The organism is Promicromonospora sp. NPDC023805, assembly GCF_040639635.1.
Lineage (GTDB): Bacteria > Actinomycetota > Actinomycetes > Actinomycetales > Cellulomonadaceae > Promicromonospora.
The window spans coordinates 1-21856 of record NZ_JBFAAH010000015.1 but is presented as its reverse complement, the minus strand read 5'-3'; the positions used below and the strand labels follow the sequence as shown (position 1 = coordinate 21856).

The 21856-nt window shown below is 72.8% G+C and carries 15 protein-coding genes, 1 other RNA gene and 1 pseudogene; 13 read left to right on the top strand and 4 right to left on the bottom strand.

The genetic code is table 11. The features are described 5' to 3' along the window. Nucleotides 1–28: 28 nt before the first annotated feature. The 6 genes from AB0F70_RS15700 (at nt 29) to AB0F70_RS15675 (ending at nt 12882) form a co-directional block, all read left to right on the top strand. Nucleotides 29–3850 (top strand): DUF4132 domain-containing protein, encoded by a 3822-nt coding sequence (locus tag AB0F70_RS15700; RefSeq protein WP_357449627.1) that lies wholly within the window; start codon nt 29–31, stop codon nt 3848–3850. Between the two features lie 77 nt (nt 3851–3927). Then, on the top strand, nt 3928–5043 hold the full coding sequence (locus AB0F70_RS15695; protein ID WP_357449624.1) for an AAA family ATPase: 1116 nt from the start codon (nt 3928–3930) through the stop codon (nt 5041–5043). Further along, a complete protein-coding gene (locus AB0F70_RS15690; RefSeq protein ID WP_357449621.1) occupies nt 5040–7883 on the top strand; it encodes a DUF5682 family protein in 2844 nt (947 codons plus the stop codon). Before AB0F70_RS15695 ends, AB0F70_RS15690 begins: the two co-directional genes overlap by 4 nt. Continuing rightward, nucleotides 7880–9103, top strand: coding sequence for a VWA domain-containing protein (locus tag AB0F70_RS15685; RefSeq protein WP_357449618.1), 1224 nt, complete (start codon nt 7880–7882; stop codon nt 9101–9103). The genes AB0F70_RS15690 and AB0F70_RS15685 overlap by 4 nt, the downstream gene beginning before the upstream one ends. Next, on the top strand, nt 9100–10977 hold the full coding sequence (locus tag AB0F70_RS15680) for a hypothetical protein (RefSeq protein ID WP_357449615.1): 1878 nt from the start codon (nt 9100–9102) through the stop codon (nt 10975–10977). Before AB0F70_RS15685 ends, AB0F70_RS15680 begins: the two co-directional genes overlap by 4 nt. A 48-nt stretch (nt 10978–11025) precedes the next feature. Further along, a complete protein-coding gene (locus AB0F70_RS15675) occupies nt 11026–12882 on the top strand; it encodes a bifunctional 3'-5' exonuclease/DNA polymerase (RefSeq protein WP_357449612.1) in 1857 nt (618 codons plus the stop codon). 16 nt (nt 12883–12898) lie between these two features. Here the strand turns inward: AB0F70_RS15675 and mtnN are convergent, their stop codons facing one another. Continuing rightward, on the bottom strand, nt 12899–13612 hold the full coding sequence (gene mtnN / locus AB0F70_RS15670; protein ID WP_357449609.1) for a 5'-methylthioadenosine/S-adenosylhomocysteine nucleosidase: 714 nt from the start codon (nt 13610–13612) through the stop codon (nt 12899–12901). Nucleotides 13613–13704: 92 nt separating this feature from the next. Then, nucleotides 13705–14154 (bottom strand): annotated as a pseudogene (locus tag AB0F70_RS15665) (S-ribosylhomocysteine lyase); the annotation flags it as partial. Between the two features lie 63 nt (nt 14155–14217). Here AB0F70_RS15665 and AB0F70_RS15660 point away from each other — a divergent pair. From AB0F70_RS15660 to AB0F70_RS15650, 3 genes are all read left to right on the top strand, one after another. Continuing rightward, on the top strand, nt 14218–15162 hold the full coding sequence (locus tag AB0F70_RS15660; RefSeq protein ID WP_357449606.1) for a Nif3-like dinuclear metal center hexameric protein: 945 nt from the start codon (nt 14218–14220) through the stop codon (nt 15160–15162). A 178-nt stretch (nt 15163–15340) separates the two neighbouring features. Beyond that, nucleotides 15341–16099, top strand: a complete 759-nt coding sequence (locus AB0F70_RS15655; protein WP_357449603.1) for a C4-type zinc ribbon domain-containing protein — start codon at nt 15341–15343, stop codon at nt 16097–16099. Then, nucleotides 16096–16848, top strand: coding sequence for a histidine phosphatase family protein (locus AB0F70_RS15650; protein WP_357449600.1), 753 nt, complete (start codon nt 16096–16098; stop codon nt 16846–16848). Before AB0F70_RS15655 ends, AB0F70_RS15650 begins: the two co-directional genes overlap by 4 nt. A 6-nt stretch (nt 16849–16854) precedes the next feature. Here AB0F70_RS15650 and AB0F70_RS15645 read toward each other — a convergent pair whose 3' ends face one another. After that, nucleotides 16855–18135 carry an MFS transporter gene (locus AB0F70_RS15645; protein ID WP_357449597.1) on the bottom strand — a complete coding sequence of 427 codons (1281 nt, stop codon included), beginning with the start codon at nt 18133–18135 and terminating at the stop codon, nt 16855–16857. A gap of 129 nt (nt 18136–18264) precedes the next feature. Continuing rightward, nucleotides 18265–19092 carry a peroxide stress protein YaaA gene (locus AB0F70_RS15640; RefSeq protein WP_357449595.1) on the bottom strand — a complete coding sequence of 276 codons (828 nt, stop codon included), beginning with the start codon at nt 19090–19092 and terminating at the stop codon, nt 18265–18267. 48 nt (nt 19093–19140) lie between these two features. On the opposite strand from AB0F70_RS15640, the gene AB0F70_RS15635 reads away from it, so the two are divergent. The 4 genes from AB0F70_RS15635 (at nt 19141) to AB0F70_RS15620 (ending at nt 21797) form a co-directional block, all read left to right on the top strand. Continuing rightward, the gene (locus tag AB0F70_RS15635) at nt 19141–19524 is read left to right on the top strand and encodes a tautomerase family protein (protein ID WP_357449592.1); all 384 of its coding nucleotides are present in this window, start codon (nt 19141–19143) and stop codon (nt 19522–19524) included. 72 nt (nt 19525–19596) lie between these two features. Next, an RNA gene (gene rnpB / locus AB0F70_RS15630) (RNase P RNA component class A) lies at nt 19597–19995 on the top strand. A gap of 94 nt (nt 19996–20089) precedes the next feature. After that, nucleotides 20090–20656 carry a hypothetical protein gene (locus AB0F70_RS15625; protein WP_357449589.1) on the top strand — a complete coding sequence of 189 codons (567 nt, stop codon included), beginning with the start codon at nt 20090–20092 and terminating at the stop codon, nt 20654–20656. Nucleotides 20657–21119: 463 nt separating this feature from the next. Further along, nucleotides 21120–21797 (top strand): endo-1,4-beta-xylanase, encoded by a 678-nt coding sequence (locus AB0F70_RS15620; RefSeq protein WP_357449586.1) that lies wholly within the window; start codon nt 21120–21122, stop codon nt 21795–21797. Nucleotides 21798–21856: the final 59 nt, after the last annotated feature.

The following is a 21856-nucleotide window of genomic DNA, read 5'->3' as shown; positions in this document are numbered from 1 at the left end:
TGCCCGACGGCTGGGTGAGGAACGCGAGATGCTGCAGGAACTGGTGGACCGGGTCAAGGGCGGCGACACGACGGTGAAGGCGGTGCGTGACGCACTGGCCCCGCTGAAGCTGCTGGGCACGGGCGTGTACGACGACGCCGTCGGCTACGTGCTCGAGGGCGCGACACCCGAGGTGCTCGTGAACGTGCAGCAGTCGGGCAACACCGACCTGGACGGCTTGTTCGGCGCACCCCTCAAGCTCTGGTCGGGGTGGGTGTCGCCCGACGTCATCAAGCAGGTCGCGGCGGCGCACAAGGGCTGGAGCGAAGGCTCGGGCATCACGGCGCGCGGACGCCTCTACGCGTCGGCCGACGTCGCGGTGCTGGCACGTCTGGGCCGGCTGCTCGCTCAGGTGTGCCACACCGACGAGGCGCCCGCCACGGTGCCCGAGTGGTTCTACGTCCTGGTGTACGACGGGGCACGGCGGGGGACCAACGAGCGGCACCGCTCCGGCAAGTCGGTCGCCGAGGTCGCCGCCCGGCTGACGCCCGCGTTCCTGGAGCAGATCGCCGTCGAGGGCGGGATACCCGCCGCCGACGCGGCACGCACCGTCCTCACGGCGATCCTGTACCGGGGAGCCAACGAGCGTTCCTGGTACCAGGACCCGCGCCAGGCAATGGCTGCGCGCCAGCAGTTCGACCAGTACGTGACCGAGCACGTCGGCACGCTCGCCGACCTCACCACCCAGCTCGGCGCGCACGGCAAGCAGGAGGTGCTGACCCGGATCGGGAAGCGCACGGCCGAGGCCGGGCTCGTCGAGATCGTGGCGGCGCTCGCCGTGGACAAGGCGAAGGGCGTGCGGACGAGGGCGCTGGGCCACCTCGCCGTGCACGACGACGCCGCGCAGGTCGCACTGCTGCGGCCCTACCTCGCCAAGGTCCCGACCGGACAGCTGGGCGAGGTGGTGACGAGGCTGGTCGGCCTGGACGGCGGTATCGAGGCGCTCGACGAGGCGCTGGCCGCGCTCCGCGACGAGAACGGCAAGGTTGCGGCAGGCCAGAGCGCACGGGTGCGGCTCCTGGAGCAGACCGTGGAGCGGTCCCGTGCCCTGGACGACCCCAGCACGGATGCGGGCAAGGACTTCACTGTCGAGGTCCCCGGGTACGAGCCCCTCCTCGACCCGGTGGTGGAACCCGGCTGGCCGGCCGCAGCACGCAAGGTGCTCGACGAGCAGATCGCCAAGGCGCGCGTGCAGCTCGATCTCGCCAAGAGCGGCGGCAAGGCGAACAAGTACTGGGCCGAGCGCGCGCAGCGCACCCTCAAGGAGCTCCTGTCGATCACCGACGCCGACCTCGCGGCAGTGCCTGACCGCGTGACCGGTGCCGTCGCCACCACGAACAAGACGCGCCGCCAGAACGAGGTGCTCTTCCAGTGGCTCGCCGGCGAGCTCCGGAACCTGTTCACCGAGCCGGGGCTCATGCTGGCGATCCGCGTGCTCACGCTCCAGGGCGTGGACACGCGGCGGAACTTCGTGTGGCCCCTGCGGCCCTACCTCGGCCAGGCCACCGACCTGCGCCAGGTCCACGACGGACTGGCGCGCGCCGGGTTGCCGAACGTCGACGAGCAGGTCCGCGACATGGTGTTCCAGACCTGGTGGAGCGGCGAGGTGTTCGCGCCGTCCATGGCCTGGCCCTACTTCGCCGAGCGCATAGACGTCCTGGACCGCTACCTCGGTACTGAGGAGCCGTACCGCAACGGCACCGGAACCGCGCTGCGGCTCCTGCGGGAGTTTCCCGCCGTCCCGCCGAGCCTGCTGCCGCGGCTCACGGTGCTCGCGCTCGGGACGGGCAAGACGCACCGCCGCGCCGCACAAGAGGTGCTGGAGGCGCACGCCGGAGCACGCAACCTGGCCGAGCAGGCCCTCGCCGACCCCAAGGCCGAGGTGCGCGCCTCGGCGGCCGCCTGGCTCGCACGGATCGGTGACCCGGCGGCGGTGCCGGCCCTGCGCGCCGCGCTGAAGAAGGAGCGCCGGGAGGCCGCACGCGCCACGCTGCTCTCCGCGCTGGAGACCCTCGGCGACGACATCACTGCCGACCTCGCGCCGGCGGTCCTGGAGGCGGAGGCCACCAAGGGGCTGAAGAGCAAGCTGCCCGCGAGCCTCGACTGGTTCCCGTTCGAGCAGCTTCCGGAGGTGCGGTGGGCCGGGTCTGCCGGTGAGCCCGCCGGTGGGCAGGGCGCCGTGGTGCCGCGCGACGTCGTCCGCTGGTGGGTGGTGCTGGCCACCAAGCTGAAGGCGCCGAGCGGTGAGGGCCTGATCGCCCGGTACGTCGGGCTGCTGGACGCCGCTTCCCAGGCCTCGCTCGGCTCGTTCGTGCTGCGCGCCTGGGTGGCGCAGGACACCCGCGGGCCGTCCGTCGAGAGCTCCCGCGCCTACGCCGACCAGAACGCGCAGTCGCAGTGGACCAACCTCCAAGTATCGATCAAGCGGTATCCCGAGTACTACGCTAACCAGGCGGGGCAGACCGTCGAGGGCCTCTGGAAGAACCTCTACCGGCAGAGCCAGGCCACCTACCTCGGGTCGGCCACGCAGGAGAAGGGGCTGCTCGCGCTCACGGTCGGGATGCCCGGCGCGGAGCTCGCCACCACCGCGCAGCACTACTTCGCCGCCCACAAGGGCCGCCGCGCGCAGGCCGAGTACCTCGTGCGGGCGCTCGCCGCGAACGGCGACCGGGCGGCGGTGCAGCAGCTGCTCGCGGTCTCGCGCCGCTTCAAGCAGCGCAGTGTCCAGGAGACCGCTTCGGCGCTCGCCCAGGACATCGCCGACCGCAACGGCTGGGACGCCGACCAGCTCGCCGACCGCACGGTCCAGACCGCGGGCTTCGACGACGACGGGATCCTGCGTCTGGACCTCGGTTCACCCGACGGCGAGCGCGTGGTCACCGGGCGTATCACCGAGGCCTTCACGCTGGAGCTGCGCAACCCGGCGGGCAAGGTCGTCAAGGCCCTGCCGGCCCAGCGCGCGTCCGACGACGACGAGGCCTACGCCGAGGCGAAGCGGCAGCTCAAGGAGTCGCGCGCCGAGCTGAAGGCGGTCGTGGCGCTGCAGACCCAGCGCTTCGCCGAGGCCATGGTCACCGGCCGCACCTGGACCTTCGCCGACTGGCGCGAGTTCGTCCTGGGGCACCCGCTCATGGCGCGCCTCGCGGCGCGGCTGGTGTGGGCCGCTGAGCTGCCGGGCGTCTCGGAGTCGGTCACGTTCCGGCCGGGTGACGGCGGCGCGCTGATCGGAGTCGACGACGAGGACGTCACCCTCCCGGGCGACGCGCAGGTCTCGCTGGTGCACGCTGCCACCCTCGGGGACGACGAGGAGTCGGGCGCGCCGGCCTGGCGCTCCCACCTCGCCGACTACGAGGTCACGCCGCTGTTCGACCAGGGTCTGGGCGCCGACGCGGCGGCAGGCTCGGGCACCGCCTCGGACCTGCTGCCCGATGTGCCGGGTACCGCCGAAGCGATAGAGACCCGCAAGGGCTGGCTCAGCGACTCGTTCACGATCCGCGGCCGGGCCACGAAGCTCGGGTACGTGCGGTCGCAGGCGGAGGACGCGGGCTGGTTCGACGCCTACCGCAAGGAGTACGCGACGCTCGGCCTCTCCGTCGAGATCGAGTTCACCGGCGCGTTCCTGCCCGAGGAGAACATCACCGCTGCCGTCCGGCAGCTCGTGTTCCGGCGTCACGGCACGTGGGGCGAGCGGGGACGCCTCGCGATCAAGGACGTACCGAAGGCTCTGCTGGCGGTGTCCTACCGGGACTACCTGACCGTCGCCGACGGCGGTGCCTTCGACCCGGACTGGGAGAAGAAGAGCGAGTACTGATCCGGTACGCCGCCGTCCGAACCATCGCCACCCCAGCCATCCACCAGCACCGCCAGATGCGCGCACCGAAGGAAGTCATGACCATCACTGAAACGGCCACCGCGGCCGAGATCCGCCCGCCCGCCGAGGTCCGCTACGCCGGCGAGCTCGCCGCGCTCGACGCCTGGGACACCGAGCGCGGCCACGAGCGGCCGCCCGGCTGGCGGCTGAGCCCGCGGGCCGTGCGGGCGTTCATCATCGGCTCCGAGGAGCTCGGGGTGCGGCGCAAGTTCTACGGTGACGACCCGCTGGTAGACCGTGCGGTCGTGTCGCTGATGGGGCGGCAGGGTCTGATGCTGGTGGGCGAGCCGGGTACGGCGAAGTCGATGCTGTCGGAGCTGCTGTCCGCGGCCGTGTCGGGCACGTCGACCCTGACGGTCCAGGGCACCGCCGGGACCACCGAGGACCACGTGCGCTACTCGTGGAACTACGCGCTCCTGGTGTCCGAGGGGCCGAGCGAGCGGTCGCTCGTGCCGTCGCCGGTCTGCACGGGTATGCGGGAGGGCCGGGTCGTGCGCTTCGAGGAGATCACGCGCTGTGCTCCGGAGATCCAGGACACGCTCGTGTCGATCCTGTCGGAGAAGCAGCTCATGGTCCCCGAGCTCGGGCCCGACGCCCGCGTGGCGGCCCGGCCCGGCTTCACCGTGATCGCCACGGCGAACCTCAAGGACCGCGGTGTGCACGAGATGTCCGCGGCGCTCAAGCGCAGGTTCAGCTTCGAGACCGTGGCTCCCGTGCGCGACCGCGCGTTCGAGATCGAGCTCGTGCAGCACCAGCTGGAGGCGGAGCTCGGGCCGGACAGCGGCAGGCCCGCCGTGCCGCTCGACGTCCTGGAGGTGCTCATCACCGTGTTCCAGGACCTGCGAACCGGCAGCACGCGCGAGGGCGCGCCCGTGAAGCGGCCTGAGACGGTCATGTCCACGGCGGAGGCCGTCAACGTCGCCGTCGCCGCATCCCTGGAGGCCCGGTACCTCGGCGACGGCACGGTGACCGCGGCGGAGGTCGCGCGCCAGATCTCGGGCGTGGCGCTCAAGGGTGAGGAGGAGGACGCGCGCCGGCTGCGGCACTACGTCGACAACGTGGTGCGCGAACGCGCCCGGAACGACAAGCGCTGGAAGGCGTTCTTCACGGCGGCAGAGCCGCTGTGGCGGTGAGCGGCGCAGCGGTGACCGGCGCAGCGGTGAGCGGCGGCGTCGCGTCGAACGTCGGCACGGGCCGGCGCACGGACGCCGTCCGGGAGCTGGCACCCGAACGCCTGCGCGCGGCCGCTGACGCCGTCGGCAGGCTGCGGGACGAGCGCGGTATCCACTTCGCACCCGTGCGGCACCACAGCCCCGCGTGCGCGGTGGCGGTGCGCGCGGCGATCGAGGAGCTGCGCCCGGCGGCCGTCCTCATCGAGGGGCCGGAGGAGTTCACGCGCCTCATCCCTGACCTGCTGCACGAGGAGACGCGGCCGCCGATCGCGGTGCTGAGTCTCGGGGGCTCCGGCTCGAGCGCCGGGTCCGGCGCTGGAAGCGGCGCGCGGGCGCGCGCCGCGGAGGACGAGCCGGCGGGCGCCGGCTTCTACCCGCTCGCGTCCTTCTCCCCGGAGTGGGTGGCGTTGCGGGCCGGACACGCCGTCGGTGCGGAGCTCGCCTTCGTCGACCGCTCCTTCGGCGAGCGGTCTGCTGCCGAGCAGGCACTCGCCGGTTCTGCCGTGCCAGACCAGGAAGGCGTGCCGGACCAGGAAGGGGCAGGCGACGGCGGCATCGAGAACGGCGCCGGGAGCGGGACCGCGCGACCCGACCCCTTTGCGCGAACCCTCATGTCCGAGCGGTATCTGGCGCACTCTGAGGCCATCGCCGCGCTCGCGCGTCGTCTCGGCTGCCGTGACCACGACGAGGTCTGGGACCAGCTGTTCGAGGCGCGACCGAGCGCCGAGCTGACCGACTGGCGGACCATGTTCGACGACGTCTTCGCATGGTCGGCGCTCGCGCGTCTCGACTACGAGGAGGACGTGCTCGCCGGCGACGGCTCGCTGGACCGCGAGGCGCGGATGGCGGCCAGGATCGCCGAGACGGTTGATCGGCTCGCCGCTGATCGCCCGACCGCGGGCACGGCCGGCGGCGGAGCCGGCCCGGTACTGGTGGTGACCGGCGCGTTCCACACGCTCGCGCTGGTGGAGGCGCTGTCCGGCGCGCCGGAGGGCGCGCCGGTCCGGGACCGGCAGCCCGAGGGCGGCTTCGGCCCGCCGACGCAGGGTGAGGCGTGGCTGGTCCGCTACGACCACGAGCGGCTCGACGGGCTGCGCGGCTACGGCGCCGGCATGCCGTCGCCCGGCTACTACGAGCGGCTGCATGCGGCGCATCTCCGCGAGCTGGGGTTGGCGCCGGAGTCGGCCACGGCCGGTCCGGTCGGTGCCCGCGCCCTCGCCACGGAGATCCTGGTCGACGTCGCGCGCGGTGCGGCAGGCCGCGGTCACGGCGTGAGCCTGCCGCAGGTCGGCGCGGCGGCCGAGTCCGCCGTCCGGCTCGCTGAGCTGCGCGAGCGCAGCTTCGCGTGCCGCACGGACCTGCTGGACGCGGTGCGGTCGTGCTACGTGCAGGACGACGGCGGCGTCGGCGGGCCGGGCGAGCCCGAGCGGCCGCTGGGGCTCGCCATCGCCGAGGTGTTCGGCGGCCGGTCGCTCGGCGACGTGCCGCCGGGCAGCGCGTCGCCGCCCCTCGTGCGGGACGTCCGGGACCGGGTGCGGGCCGTACGGCTCGTCATCGACGACTCGGTGCCGCGTACGACTCGCCTCTACGCGCGCCGGACGGCGTCCCATCGGGCGAAGCGGCAGGTGCTGGCGCTGCTCGACTTCGTGGGAGCGGGCTTCGGGCAGCTCGTCTCCGGTCCGGACCACGTGGCGGGCCGCGGGCTCGGCCTGATCACCGAGGAGTGGCAGTACTGCTGGACACCCCTCGTCGAGGCGCGTCTGGTGGAGCTGGTGCACCTCGGCGCGACGCTGGACGCGGTAGCGGTCGCCCGGCTGTACGAGGCGGAGGCCCGGCTGGCGGGCACAGGGACCGGGGCCACGGCTGGAGCCGGGACGGGCGCCGGGGCCGCGACTGTCGATGCCCTCGCCCGGCTCGTCGCGCAGACGCTCGTGATCGGGATGGGCGCGCACCTGCCCCGGATCGTCTCGCTGCTGCGCACCACCCTGGACACCGACCGCGACCTGGGCTCCGTGGTGTCGGGTGCGCGGCGCCTGCTCGGCCTGTGGCACGCCCGGGTGGAGCTCGGCGCCGAGGAGCACGCGCGCGAGCTGCTCGACCTGGTGAGCCAGGCGCTCGCGACTGCCGCCTACCTGGTCAGCGACCTGGGCAGGACGCGTGCCGAGGACGAGGACGCGGCCATCGGCACGCTGATCGACCTCCGCTCCCTGCTCCGGGACGCGGCGGCTGCGGGTGACGGCGACGAAGGGGGAACCGGCGGAGAGAGCCGCACCGCCGTCGTACGCGAGCTCGCCCGCCTGCGGGACGACAGGAGCACCGCGCCGGCCGTGGCGGGCGCCCTGCTCGCCCTGGGCTTCACGGACGGCGAGGTGCCCGACGACGTCCTGGTCACCCGGGTGCGCGGCGCCCTGACCGCCGGCGCGGACCCGGGTACGGCGGTGCGGTTCCTGGGCGGCGTCATGCGCGCGGCCCCGGACCTGATCCTGCACACGCCCGAGATGTTCGACGCCGTCGACGACGCCCTGCGCGCGCTCCAGGGCGACGCGTTCCTGGCCGTCCTGCCGGACCTGCGGCGGGCCTTCACCTGGTTGCGCCCCACCGAGACGCACCGGCTGGCGAAGCGGGTGGCCGAGCGCACCGGCGCTCGGGTGGACCAGGTGGACGTGCGCGTCGCGCTGTCCGAGGAGGACCTGGCGACCGGCCTCGCCCTCGACCAGGAGCTGGCAGCGGTGCTGGAGCGGGACGGGCTGGCCCACTGGGTCGGCGGCCCCGGAGCCGATACGACACGAGGAGAAGCATGAGCACCACCGGCTCCGGGACGCCTGGACCCGCCACTACCGAACCCGCCACCACCGAACCCACGATGGCGAGCTCCGAGGACGAGGCGGCCCGTCGCTGGCGGCTGGTGCTTGGCCGGTACGCGGCCGACGAGCTCTCGGTGGGGCAGCAGGACGCCGGCCTCGAACGGTCCCTGCGGTACCTGTACGACCGCGAGTACACGGCGCGCGGCCACCGCGTCGGCCAAGGCGACGACTCAGGGCGGCCGGGCAGGGGCGCAGGCCTCGGCGGGTCCCAGCCGCACGGCGTCGACGTGACCGCGCTCGGCTGGCTCAACGAGGCGGGCAGCCTGTTCCCGCGCGAGACCTTCGAACGCATGCAGGTCGACGCGGTGAGCAGGTACGGCCTCACCGAGCTGCTGCAGGACGACACCGCCCTGGAGACCCTCGAACCCTCGCGCGAGCTCGCCGTCGCGATGCTGCAGGTGCGGGGCGCCCTGGACGACCGAGCGGCGGCCGGCCTGCGCCGCGTGATCCAGCGGGTCGTCGAGGACATCGTGAAACGGCTGCGCACCCGGTTCACCACGGCGGTCAACGGCCGGATCGACCGGTCCCGCCGGTCGATGCACCGGGTGGCGCGGAACTTCGACTGGAAGCGCACGCTGCGCGCGAACCTCGGACGCGTGGACGCCGACGGCCGCATGACGGTGCAGGACGTCCGCTTCTCGTCCCGGGCCCGGCGCACGCTGACCTGGGACGTCATCCTGCTCGTCGACCAGTCCGGTTCGATGGCGCCGTCGCTGCTGTACTCCGCGGTCTGCGCCGGGATCCTCTCGGGCCTGCCCGGCATCAACGTGCAGCTCTACCTGTTCGACACGTCGGTCGTGGACATGTCGCACGTGGCCGACGACCCGGTCACCGTGCTGATGACCGCGCAGCTCGGCGGCGGCACCGACATCGCTCGGGCGGTGCGCCACGCCGAGCAGCAGGTGCGCAACCCGTCGCGCACGGTGGTGGCGCTGGTCAGCGACTTCAACGAGGGCGGCTCCGTGTCCAGCCTCCTGTCGACGGTGCGCCGGATGGCGTCGTCGGGCGTGACGATGCTGGGACTCGCCGCGCTGGACGAGGCGGCGGAGCCGGTCTACGACCAGGGCACCGCCAGGCACCTCGCCGAGTGCGGCATGGAGGTCGCCGCGCTCACTCCTGAACGGTTCGCCGAGTGGCTGGGAGAGGTGCTCTCATGAGCGAGCCGACGAGTGTGCAGAGAACTTTCGCCTGGGCCGCCCCGTTCGCGGGCCTGGACGACGACGCGCTCAAGGCGCTCGGCAACGCTGGACTGCTGCGCCGCGCCCGCAAGGACTACGCCGCAAAGGACGGCGTGACCGAGCTGTCCCACGACCCGAAGGGTGCGGTGCTCGGCGTGTCCGGGGCGTCGGTCCGGGTGGACGGCCGCGGTCCGGCGGCAGTCTCCTGCGACTGCCCGACGGCGGGGGTGTGCCAGCACGTCCTGACCGCCTGCCTGTGGGCCGCCGAGGTCGCGCCCGAAGCGCCGCCGCAGGGTGCGGCGCCCGTTCTCGCGCAGTCGGTGCCCAGGACACCCGGGCCGGAGAGCGCCGCCGGGGCCCTGACGGCGTCCGAGACCCGGCGGACGGCGGCCGCGCGCGGACCGTCCGAGGCGGTGCTGCGGCGCCGCCGGGAGGCGCTCGCGGAGGTGCGCGACGTCGTCGGGCGGCTCATGTCGGGCGGCCTGTCCCACCTCGGACCGGACGACGCCGAGTCCCTGCTCGCGCTGGCCGGCCGGGTACGACTGGCAGGGTTCGAGCAGGTCGAGCCCGGTCAGGTCGGCGGCGTGCGGTTCGTCGGCCTGCTGCGGGTGACGGCAGGCTTCGTCAGTGGCTTGGCCGGGCGGGACGACGCCGTCACCGAGTCCGACCTGCTCGATGCCTTCGCCGAGGTCTGGGCGATGGGCGAGGTGCTGCAGCGTGCCCTGGACACCGGCAGCGGCAACGACCCCGTTGGCGGGGAGGACCACGCGAAGCCCACGGGATCCGGGAGCCGCACCGACGCCGAGGAGCTGGACGTCGCGCGGTGGGTGCCGCTCGGAGCTCGGTGGTGGACCTCGCCGAGCGGTTCGCGAGGGCTCGCCTACTTGGGCTGGGACAGCGAGGCCGACGCAGCATCCGGAACGGACGCCGGTCAGGTCCGGCAGATCGTGACGGGCCGGACGTCGGGCACCGACCCGAGGTTTCAGCGCAGCTGGACCAGCCCGCTGCTGTGGGGCCGGTCGCTGAGCACGCTGTGCGAGGGCGCCCTCAAGCTGACCGCCGTGCGGGCCAAGCCCGACGGCACCCTGGGCGCGGGCGGGACCCCGGTGGTCGACCGGCTGGACGGCGACGGGTTCGACCTGGCCGAGCTCCAGCGGATCGCGGAACGGACGGGCGCCGGGGTGGCGCCGCGCGACGTCGTCGGGTTCGGGCGCCGCCCGGCGAACGTGCGGCTCGTGCTGGTCCGCGACGTCGGTGAGATCGGGATCGACGAGGTGCGGCAGGAGCTGACGCTCGCGATCGTCACCTCGGACGGCGAGGAGCGCGCGCTGCGCCTGCCCGCGACGAGCGAGCAGGCGGTGCAGACGCTGCTGTCCGTCAGGTCGAAGCTGGTGGCGGTCACCATCGAGCGCCGTGAGGACCGGGACGAGCCGGTGGGCCTGTTCGTACGCGACAAGGGCGCGATCCGGCTGGTCAGCCCCACCATCACGCCCGCGTGGACGTTCGAGAGCAGCCACTGGGACTTCTGGCGCAGACGTATCCGCAAGCTGAGGGCGCAGGCGGCGTCGGCGAGGACCGTCCGGTCGGTGGCCGTGCCGCCGACCCCGGTGCGCCGGGTGACGCTGCTGCTCGGCGACGTCCTCGTCGCTGCGGCGGCAACGGGACGGCCGGTGCTCACGGCGCGGCAGCGGTCCGACGTCGAGCAGGCGCGCGCCCTGGCCAGGGATCTCGGGCTCGCGACGCTGGAGCGGACGGCCGGCGGGCTGCTGGACGGCGAGCTGACTCCGCCGACCGTGCTGCACGCGGCCTTCGTGGTGGGCAGGGCCCGGGCGGTGGCGGAGGTCGCGGGCTGACCGCCGGCCTCGCCGCCGAGTGTCAGTGGGCCCGTGCAGACTGAGCCCATGCACACGGTGATCTCGCGGGAACCCTCGGGCACCGGCCTTCGGCCGGTCTCGGACTCCGGTGCGCCCGCGGGGGAGCCACGGATCATCGATGCCGCCGGCCTGGCCGGCGAGGTGACCGCCGACGAGTCGTCCCAGGTCCGCTGGACCTGGGACGACACCAACAACTGGTACCCGGCCCTGCTCGCCGAGGGCGTCCGCGTCGACCGGGCGCACGACCTGCGCCTCGCGCACGCGGTCCTCCGCGCATCGGTGCTGTCGGCCCGTACCGCGCTCGCCGAGGCGGGTCCCGGTGCGTGGGACCGCCTCGCGCCCGTCCCGCCGCCAGGCGGGCCGACGGCGGCCGCGCTGCTCCGTCCCGACCGGCACCCCGGCTCCGAACCGCTCTTCGACCTCGGCGAGATCGCCGCGCCCCCGACCCGGTCCGGGACCGATCGAAGCAGCCGGCGCGAGGGCGACGAGCGGCCGAGCGGCCCGGAAGTGCCAAGCGGTAGGCAGGGGAATCGCGAGACCCTCGATCCCGCCGCCGAGCTGGCCGCCCAGCTCGCCGCGCTCAAGGACAGCACCGAACCCGGCCGCCTCCGGCTCCTGCTCGCTGCCGAGTCGGCAGGGGCGCTCGCGGCCGCCGAGATGCACCATGCCGGACTGCCCTGGCGCGGCGACATCCACGACGAGATCCTCACGGAGGCACTCGGCCCGCGACCCCGGCCGGGCGCGCGCCCGGCGAAGCTCGAAGCGCTCGCCCACCGGATCCGCGAGGCCATCGACGCTCCGCCGACGCTCAACCCCGACTCCCACCCGGACCTGTTGCGCGCCATGGAGTACGCGGGCGTGGGCGCCCGGAGCCTCCGCAAGTGGGAGCTGGAGAAGCTTGACCATCCGGTGATCGCTCCGCTTCTGGAGTACAAGGGTCTCTACCGCCTCTACACCGCCAACGGCTGGAACTGGCTGGACACCTGGGCCCCGGACGGCCGGTTCCGGATGGAGTACGTGGTCGGCGGGGTGGTCACAGGCCGCTGGGCCAGCACGGGAGGCGGCGCGTTGTCACTGCCCCACAACGTCCGGCGGGCGGTGACCGCCGATCCGGGCTGGACCTTCGTCGTCGCCGACGCTGCTCAGCTCGAGCCCCGGGTGCTGGCCGCCCTGGCCCGCGACGAGCGCATGGCCGCCGCTGGGCGCAGCAAGGACGGCGCGAGCACGGACATGTACGCGGGAATCGTGGCGGCGGGCGCCGTCGACTCCCGCGAGCACGCCAAGATCGGCATGCTCGGCGCGATGTACGGGGGCACCACGGGCGTCAGCGCACAGGTGCTGCCGCGGCTGGCCCGCACGTTCCCGCAGGCGATCGACCTGGTCGAGCGGGCGGCGCGGGCGGGCGAGCGCGGTGAGAAGGTGACGACGCGGCTCGGCCGCAGCTCTCCGCTGCCGGGCGACTCGTGGGCCGCCGTCCAGGGTTCCGCGTTCGACGAGGATGCCGGGGCCGACGCGCAGTCGCGCGCCCGCAGCCAGACCCGGTCCTGGGGACGGTTCACCCGGAACTTCGTGGTCCAGGGCACCGCCGCAGAGTGGGCGCTGTGCTGGATCGCGTCCATCCGCCGCCGGCTCTGGGCGATGGGTGAGGCCTCCGCCGAGGTCACGCCAGGGCTGGCACCGGCGCCGTTCGACAGGCGTCCGCACCTGGTGTTCTTCCTGCACGACGAGGTAGTGGTGCACGCACCGGCGGCACTCGCCGAGGAGGTCGCACACGAGGTGCGCGCCGCCGCGGACGAGGCCGGGCGCCTGCTCTTCGGCGACTTCCCGGTGGACTTTCCGCTCAGCGTCGCGATCACGGAGAGCTACGCGGACGGCAAGGGCTGAGTCCGGGTCGAGGCGCTCAGCCCGCGAGCAGCCCGACCGCCGCCGTGACCACCTGCGCCGAGCGCAGCGCCGCGTCGTCCACGTGCGTGAGGAACTCGGTCCCGTCGGGCGCACACAGGTCGGAGACGGCCCGCACCGAGACGAAGTCGGTACCGAAGTTGTGGCACAGCTGCGCGAGCGCCGCCGACTCCATGTCGATCGCGAGCATGTCGGCGAAGTCGGCACGGAGCCGCAGCGCGAGATCGGCGGTGGCGAACTTCTCGCCCGAGCCGATGGTGCCCTCGCGCAGCACCTGGCCGACGACGGTCGCGGCGGCCTGCCGGACGGTGTCGGCGAGACGCGGCGCGGCGTCGTACGCCTCGGGCATGCCGGGCACCTGGCCGAGCACGTACCCGAAGGCGCGAGCGTCGGCGTCCGCGTTGACGAGGCGTGAGCCGAGCACGACGTCGCCGACCGCGACGTCCTTGCCGAGCCCGCCGGCGCTGCCGGCGCTGATCAGCGGCACGTCCACGCCGTGGCGGAGGATCGCGCTCGTGCCAGCGGCCGTCGCGTTGACGAAGCCGATACCGCTGCGCACCAGCACGACGGGCCGCCCGGCGAGCGTGAGGTGCCGGAACTCGGCGCGGCCCACCCGCTCCGGCTCGCCCACCTCGGACGCGAGGTCGAGGAACGGCGCGGCCTCGTCGTCCATCGCGACGAGCACGACGGCGAGGGGCGTTCCTGCGCTCACTGTTCGGTGGCCGCGTCGCGTGCGGCAGCCGCACGTGCGGCTGCGTCCCGGGCCGCCGCGTCGGCGGCCGAGGCCTCGCCGGGGGCGCCGTCGGCGAATACCTGGGCCCAGACACCGCGAGCCGACAGGAACACGGAAGCGGCCTCCTGCGCGCCGGCCAGGGTGTGGTTCGCGCCCCAGCCGCACTGCACCTCGTTGGCTGCGGGCACCTCGGTCGCGGCGACGATGTCGCGCATCGTCGCCTCGATGAGGCGCAGCACGTCCTCGTAGGGAGGCTCGCCCTGCAGCATCAGGTAGAAACCGGTCTGGCAGCCCATGGGGGAGAAGTCCAGGACGGCGTCGGAGTGGTTGCGCGAGTGCTCCGCGAAGAGGTGCTCCAGCGAGTGCACGACTGGCATCTCGAGGTGCGCGACGTTGGGCTGCGTGAACCGCACGTCGTACTTGACGAGCACGCCCCCGGCCGCAAGCTCCTTGCGGTCGGCGAGGCGCACGTACGGGGCGGCCACGGCGCGGTGGTCCAGGTTGAACGACTCGACGTTCATGCGGGGTGCTGGCTCGGTCACGGTACGAGCCTATGCCGTCTGCGCCGTACTACGCTGCGATTCGTGAGCAGCAGCGACGCCCCCGCGCCCGAGCCGTCCGGCACCACACCCCCCACGCTGGCCCAGGTCGTGCGCGCCCTCGACGGCCTCTACCCGCCGTCGACGGCGGAGGGCTGGGACGCCGTCGGACTGGTCGCCGGCGACCCGGCCGCCCCCGTGCGCAAGGTGCTGTTCGCGGTCGACCCGGTCACCGCCGTCGTCGACCAGGCCCTGGAGTGGGGCGCCGACCTGCTCGTCACGCACCACCCGCTGTTCCTCCGCGGCGTGAGCTCCGTGGCCGCCACCACCTTCAAGGGCTCCGTGGTGCACCGGCTGCTGACCGGCGGCTGCGCCCTGCACGTCGCGCACACCAACGCCGACGCCGCCCCGCGCGGCGTGGCGGACGCCCTCGCCGACCTCGTCGGCATCACCGACCGGCGCCCCCTCGAGGTGAGCACAGCAGGCGAGAGGGACGGCCACGGCCTGGGCGCAGACTACGGCACCGACCGCGGCATCGGCCGCGTCGGGCGCCTCGCCGAACCCACCACCCTCGCCGACTTCGCGCGCCGCGTCGCGGCAGCGCTGCCCGCCACCGCGCAGGGCATCCGCTTCTCCGGCGACCCGGACGCAGTCGTGACCACTGCCGCCGTCCTCGGCGGCTCCGGCGACGGCTACTTCGACGCCGTCCGCGCGGCCGACGCCGACGTCTACGTCACCTCCGACCTGCGCCACCACCCCGCCTCCGAGCTGCGCGAACGGGCCGAGTTCGAGGCCCGCGCGGCCGGGGCCGACGGGCCCTCCGGCACCCCGTTCCTCGTCGACACCGCCCACTACGCGAGCGAGTGGCCCTGGCTGCGCTACGCCGTCGAGGACCTGGCCGCGGCGCTCGCGGCGGACGGGCTCGTGATCGAGGCCCGCGTCAGCGAGCTCGTGACCGACCCCTGGACGGGTCAGGTCCCTTCCACCTGAGCGGCCTGCTGAGCGGCCTGCTGAGCGGCCTGCTGAGCGGCCTGCTGAGCGGCCTGCTGAGCCGCCCGCTGAGCCGCCCGCTGAGCCGCCCACTGAGCGGCTCACCCAGTGGACTCTGCGCAGGCACGCGCGAGGTAGCGTTGGACAGCCCCCAGAACCCGACCGAGAGGACGCCCTCGTGGCTACTGCACCACTCGAAGACCAGCGCAGGCTGCTGGACGTCCAGGCGCTCGACACCCGTGTCCAGCAGCTCGCCCACCAGCGCAAGAACCTCCCCGCGCTCGCGAAGCTCACCGAGCTCGACGGCCGGATCGCGGACCTGCGTGCCTCGCTCGTCGAGTCGCGCACCCGGGTCGCCGACCTGAGGCGAGAGCTGACCAAGGCGGAGTCCGACGTCGAGCAGGTCCGGAACCGCGCCGACCGGGACCAGAAGCGGCTCGACTCGGGTGGCGTCGGCGCGAAGGATGCCGTCGCGCTCACCGACGAGCTCCGTTCGCTCGCCGCGCGCCAGGCAGCGCTCGAGGAGGTCGAGCTCGACGTCATGGAGCGGCTCGAGGCGCACGAGGAGGCGCTGTCGACCGTCGAGGCCGCCAACGGCGAGCTCGTCGCCGAGAAGGCGAAGGTCGAGGCCGAGCGTGACGCCGGCTGGGCCGAGATCGACGCACAGATCCAGGCGATCGCGGGCGAGCGGGTCAAGGCGGTGGACGGGCTCGACGCGGCGCTCGTCACGCTGTACGAGAAGATCCGGGTGCAGCAGGGCGGCACCGGCGCCGCCCTGCTCAACGGCAACCGCTGCGACGGCTGCCGGATGGATCTCCCGCCGGCCGACCTGGCGAACATCCGGAGCGCGGCCCCCGACGCGGTAGTGCGCTGCGAGGAGTGCAGCCGGATCCTGGTGCGCGTCGCCGGCGCGAAGACCGGCGCTGCCGCCGGATGAGCGAGGCGCCCGGGTTCTACACGCACCGGCGTCCGCCGGTAGCGGCCACCCGGTTCGACGGCGCGCTCCCGCTCACCGTGGTGCTCGTCCGGCACGGGGTGACGGCCCTGACGGAAGCCGCCGCATACTCCGGGTCGGAAGGCCCGGGCCCGTCCCTGACGGCGCGCGGCCGGCTGCAGGCGGCGCAGGCCGCCGACGCCGTCTTCCGGGTCGGGCGTACGGCCCGCACCGGTGCGGGTTCCACGGGCGGCATGCGCAGCGGGGGCCTCTGGCCGGACCTGCCCCGCCCGACGGCGCTCGTCGCCTCGCCGACGGCGCGGACCCAGGAGACGGCTGCCGCCGTCGGACGGCGGATCGGGCTGCACGTCTCCACCGACGAGCGCTTCGCCGAGTGCCGGTTGGGGGAGTGGGACGGGCTCACCGCACTGCAGATCGAGCAGGGCTGGCCCGGTGAGCTGGCCCAGTGGCACTCGACGGGCACGTTCGTGCCGCCCGGCGGGGAGTCCTACGCGCAGCTCGGCGCCCGGGTCTGGGACGGGCTCGCCGACCTGCTGGCCGGTGGCGTGGACCGCACGGTGGTGGTGGTTGGCCACGCGGCGCAGATCCGCACCGCCGTCGGGCAGGCGCTGGGTGCGCCCGCATCGCACTGGGCGCGGCTGCGTGTCCCGCCCGCCTCGCTCTCGGTGGTGCGCCTGTGGGAGGACGGCACCACCGAGGTGACCGCCGTCGGCGTCCCTACCGATGGCTGAGCGCCCCTACCGGCGCCTGAGCGCCCCGCGCGCGAAGGCCGGCGCGAGCGGCACCAGCGCGAGCACCAGGACGGCGGGCAGGGCGAAGCCGAGCCGCAGGTTGTCCGCCCCCACCAGGCCCGTGAGCACGGCACCGAGCAGCGCGCCCACGTAGTTGAACTGGTTGAAGCGGGCGATGACCGCGTCGGTGCGGGCACGATCGGGTTCTGCTGCGGGAGCCGCCGGAGCCGCTGCTGCCCCGGCGAGAGGATCGCTCGCGGTCCCCGCCGTACCGGCGGCGATCCGGCCCGCCGCCGAGAAGCTGAGGGGCGCCACCAGGGCGACCGCCGCGCCGAGGACCGTGAAGCCGGCCACCGCCACCTGCCACGTCGGGGCGAGCGTGACAACCGCCAGCGCCCCGGAGGCCACCACCGCGCCGACCCGCAGCACCGTCGCCACGCCGAAGCGCGTGATGAGGTGACCCCCGGCCAGGCGGACGACTATCGAGGTGACGAGATAGGGGAACGTCGCGAGCGCGACCAGGTTCCCCGGAGCGTCGAACGAGCGCGCCAGGTAGACGGGACCCCAGGTCGCGGCGGTGGTGTCGACCATGTAGAACACGACGAGCCCGGCGCCCACCAGCCAGATCGGCCGCCACGGGATCGGCGCAGAGGACTGTGCGGCCACCCCGGAGGGCGACGCCGTCGTCGGCCCCACGGTGATGCCACCGGCCGGCACGCCCGGGGCGAGGAGCGGCGTCGTCGCGACGTGCGGAACGAACGGCGCGAACAGCACCACGAGCGGGACCAGCGCGACGAACGCGCCGATGGTGGGGGAGAGGTGGCCGGTCGTGAGCACGAGCACCGTGGCGGTGATCCCGCCGGTGGTCCAGTAGCCGTGCGACGACGGCAGGATGGGCCGCCCGTACCGGTGCTCCAGGTCGACCGCCTGCATGTTGGAGGTGGCGTCGACCAGGCCGAGCGCGATGCCGTAGACCGCCACGCCGCCCACGAAGAAGCCGATGACGGGGGCCAGCGTGAGCGCAGGGACGGCGACGACCATCAGCGCGAGGCCGAGGCGGAGCGTCGCCGCGCTGCCGAAACGCCGTGCCGCGTGCTCGGCGACCAGCGACCCGACGCCGGCGAGCAGCACCATCATGAGCAGCAGCAGGGACAGGGTCACCTCGTCGAGGCCCCAGCGCTCCAGGAACCGGGGCAGCCGGGTGGTGAGGCTGATGAAGACGAAGCCCTGGGCGAAGAACGCCGCGGCCACTGCGATTCGGGCGCCCGTCAGGCTGCTTGTCCCCATGACGGGTCATCCAACCGGTCGACAGGCTCCAGCGCCAGGGTTGCGACCGCCACTTCACCTTCGAGGCCAAAGTTTCTTCGCCTCCAGGCCCCTGAGAGCGAAGAAACTTAGGCCTCGAAGGGGAGCGAACTACGCGAGCACGAGCTCCAGCGTCCGCGGGCCGCGCGGCCTGCCGTCCAGCAGGTTCGCCTCGATCAGCGTCTGGTCCTTGCCCGAGCCGATCTCGGTGAGGATCACGGATCCGACCAGCTCCTGCGCCGCCTTGAGCACGTCCTCGCTGGTCCGGGCCTCGTGCTCGCGGCGCAGCAGGTGCCCGGCCAGCACGCCGCGCGTGTGCTTGGCGTTGTGCGAGACGACGCTTCGCTTGCCGTCGGTCTCGCGGAGCACGCGTACCTCCACCCATTCGGCGGCCCTGTCCCCGGTCGTCCGGGGCTTCCAGGCGGCGACGTACGTCGCGGACCGGCAGTCGACGACGACGTCACCGGCGGCCCGGGCGTCGAGCACCTCGGCGAGGGCGGGCTTCCAGAACGTGGCGAGCCGACCGACGTCGGGCAGACCGATGCCCATGCTGAGGCGGTAGGCGGGGATGCGGTCGCCCGGCGCGACGACACCCCACAGCCCGGAGAAGGTGAGCACGCTCGCCTGGGCGCGCTGCGCGGCGCCGTCCGGCAGGGTGGCCAGGCCGGCTGCCGCGTACAGGACCCCGGTGTACACCTCCGCCGCGCGGCCCGACGGCGCATCGCGGAGCGCCGTGTTGCGCGCCACCTCGTCGGCGAGCCCTTCGCTGACGCCGAGGGCGGTGGTCGCGTCGGGCCTGGCGCTGACCCGCGCGAGATCCGCGAGGACCTGCTTCCGCCGCTCGGTGAGTTCCGGGTGGGCCAGGGCGCCCAGATCGAGCGGGGCCGCGCCGTCGGGCGCCGGCGTCTTGCCCTCGGAGGGCGGGAGGAGCAACATCACCCGCCCAGCCTAATTTGCCGGGCGGGATGGCTCGGTAGGTTGGCGCGCATGGCCCAGGTCAAGGTGTACGGAAACCGGTCGGTATGGGGCGAGCAGCGTGCGGAGATCTCCGACGCGCTGCACGAGGCGCTCGTGTGCACCTGGCAGCTCCCGGTGGACAAGCGGTTCCACCGCTTCCTCCTCCTGGACGACGGCGACCTGGTCGCCCCGCGCTCGGACGCCTACCTGGTCGTGGAGATCGTCTGCTTCACGGGACGCAGCCGTGAGGCCAAGCGCGCGCTGATCGCCGCGCTGTACGACGACGTCGCGCCGCGCCTCGGTCTGGGCGTCGACGATCTGGAGATCGTGATCCTGGAGAGTCCGAAGGAGTACTGGGGAATTCGCGGGATGTCGGGCGACGAGCTGACGTTGAGCTACCGGGTCGACGTCTGACGAGATCGCGTTGAAGGTGCCGGAGGTCCTGCATGCGATCTGCATGCGGACAGGTACGCTTCTACCTGCGGACGAGTCGGTCGGACGGTCGCGTTGGGCGCCTTCGGGTGCCCGCCGAGGAACGTCCGGGCTCCACAGGGCAAGGTGGTGGTTAACAGCCACCCGGGGTGACCCGCGGGACAGTGCCACAGAAAACAGACCGCCCTCGGTCCTTGGACCGGGGGTAAGGGTGAAACGGTGGTGTAAGAGACCACCAGCGCTGCCGGTGACGGCAGCGGCTAGGTAAACCCCACCTGGAGCAAGGTCAGACAGACTGTGTTTGAGGGCTGCCCGCCCGATTCTCTTCGGAGAAGCACAGTTGGGTAGACCGCTCGAGCCCTGCGGCAACGCAGGGCCTAGATGGATGGCCGTCGCCTGCGCAGGGGTAACCCGGCGCGGGAACAGAACCCGGCGTACAGACTGGCTCGTCCGCTCTCATCGTCCTCGCCGGCATGCGGCCAACTGGTAACCCGAACTGTTTGATCCCGATAAGTCGCCTGGTTGGGCTGATCGCCGTGGCGAGGTCATGTCCCGCGGCATATCGGTCCCCGGATTATTCGAGGAAGCAAGGAAGTCGCCCAAGGGCGGCGATGCATTCCGGTGGAAACTGCTGAGGAGGATCAACGGAACCCTCCTCGGTAGCGCGCAAGTGCTGGTCGATGAAGCGTTGCGTGTTGCTGAGGACGGTGGAGCATTGGGCGGCCGTGATCTGGCCCTGGCTGAGGGCATCGCCAAGTTCGTCGAGGTCCAGGACGTGGTAGCGATCAGCACCGGGCGGTACCAGGAAGTCGACGTAGAGGTCGTGGACGACAAGTCCAGCCTCGGTGACGTCGACCTCGACCAGGTCGACGTACCACCAACCTTCTACTGGTCCCTGGAAGGCAACGGGCCTGGTCAGCTGAACGCCCTGGTCCAGCAACAGGTAGCTGCGATCGATGGTTGGCTGTCCAGGTACCTGATACTCGGGCAAGATCCGCACGTCGTAGGCGGCAACCTCGCCGATCTGTCGACCGGGACACCACTGACCGGTGCGGTGGAGGACCCGGATGTCTTCGATGGGTGGCGTCGTAGTCACCACGGGACTGTCTCATGAGCTATCAGGCCCGGGATGCCCAACGTTTCTCTTCGCACCGTGACGACGTACCCCTACCTCGGCATTGAGGGCTACCAGCCTCGTCCGCTTTTAACCCTGACCAGCGCATTCAGGCTGCGATGGGGTGCGCAGTCCGCAGAGAGCCCGCAGGAACTACGCGAGGAGTTGCGGCAGTTCGCACTGCTTGTACCGGGCGAGAACGGACTGACCCAAGAACGTCGGAACGCGGCGCGCCGCTCTGGCTCAGATCACCCCGCAGGCCTACTAATCGTTTATGTCCTTGCTGGGGTGTCGGCCCGCGAAGTTATGTGATGTCACATGACCGGAGTCTCTGTTCGGTCCCCCACCTGTCGAAGACGCCAGGTGTCGTAGAAGAGGAGTTGCGATGAGGACTACATCAAGACCTGGCCGTCGCGCCTTGGTGGGTGCGGCGTTGTGCGTCGCATCGGTGGTTGCCGGTTTGATGGCTGCCGCGCCGGCGCAGGCCGCGGAGAGCACGTTGGGCGCCGCGGCTGCACAGAGCGGGCGGTACTTCGGTGCGGCGGTGCCGGCTGGGCGGTTGAGCGAGTCGGCGTACACCACGATCTTGAACCGCGAGTTCAACATGATCACGGCCGAGAACGAGATGAAGATGGACGCGACCGAGCCGTCGCAGAACCAGTTCAACTTCTCACGCGGCGACCAGATCGCGAACTGGGCGATCCAGAACGGCAAGCAGGTGCGCGGCCACACTCTCGCGTGGCACGCCCAGCAGCCGGGCTGGATGCAGAACATGCAGGGCAGTGCGCTGCGCAACGCGCTGCTCAACCACATCACGCAGGTCGCCACCCACTACCGCGGCAAGATTCACACGTGGGACGTCGTCAACGAGGCGTTCGCCGACGGCGGTTCGGGTGGCCGGCGGGACTCGAACCTCCAGCGCACGGGGAACGACTGGATCGAGGCGGCGTTCAGGGCCGCGCGGGCGGCCGACCCGGGCGCCAAGCTCTGCTACAACGACTACAACACCGACGGGATCAACGCGAAGTCGACCGGGATCTACAACATGGTCAGAGACTTCAAGGCCCGTGGGGTGCCGATCGACTGTGTCGGGTTCCAGTCGCACCTAGGGCCTGTTTGGGATTGGGTCAGCGTCGGCTGATCCAGTCCAGGACGTCGTCGGCGATGACGGTCGGTGCGGCGGCGGTGGTCTTGGCGCGT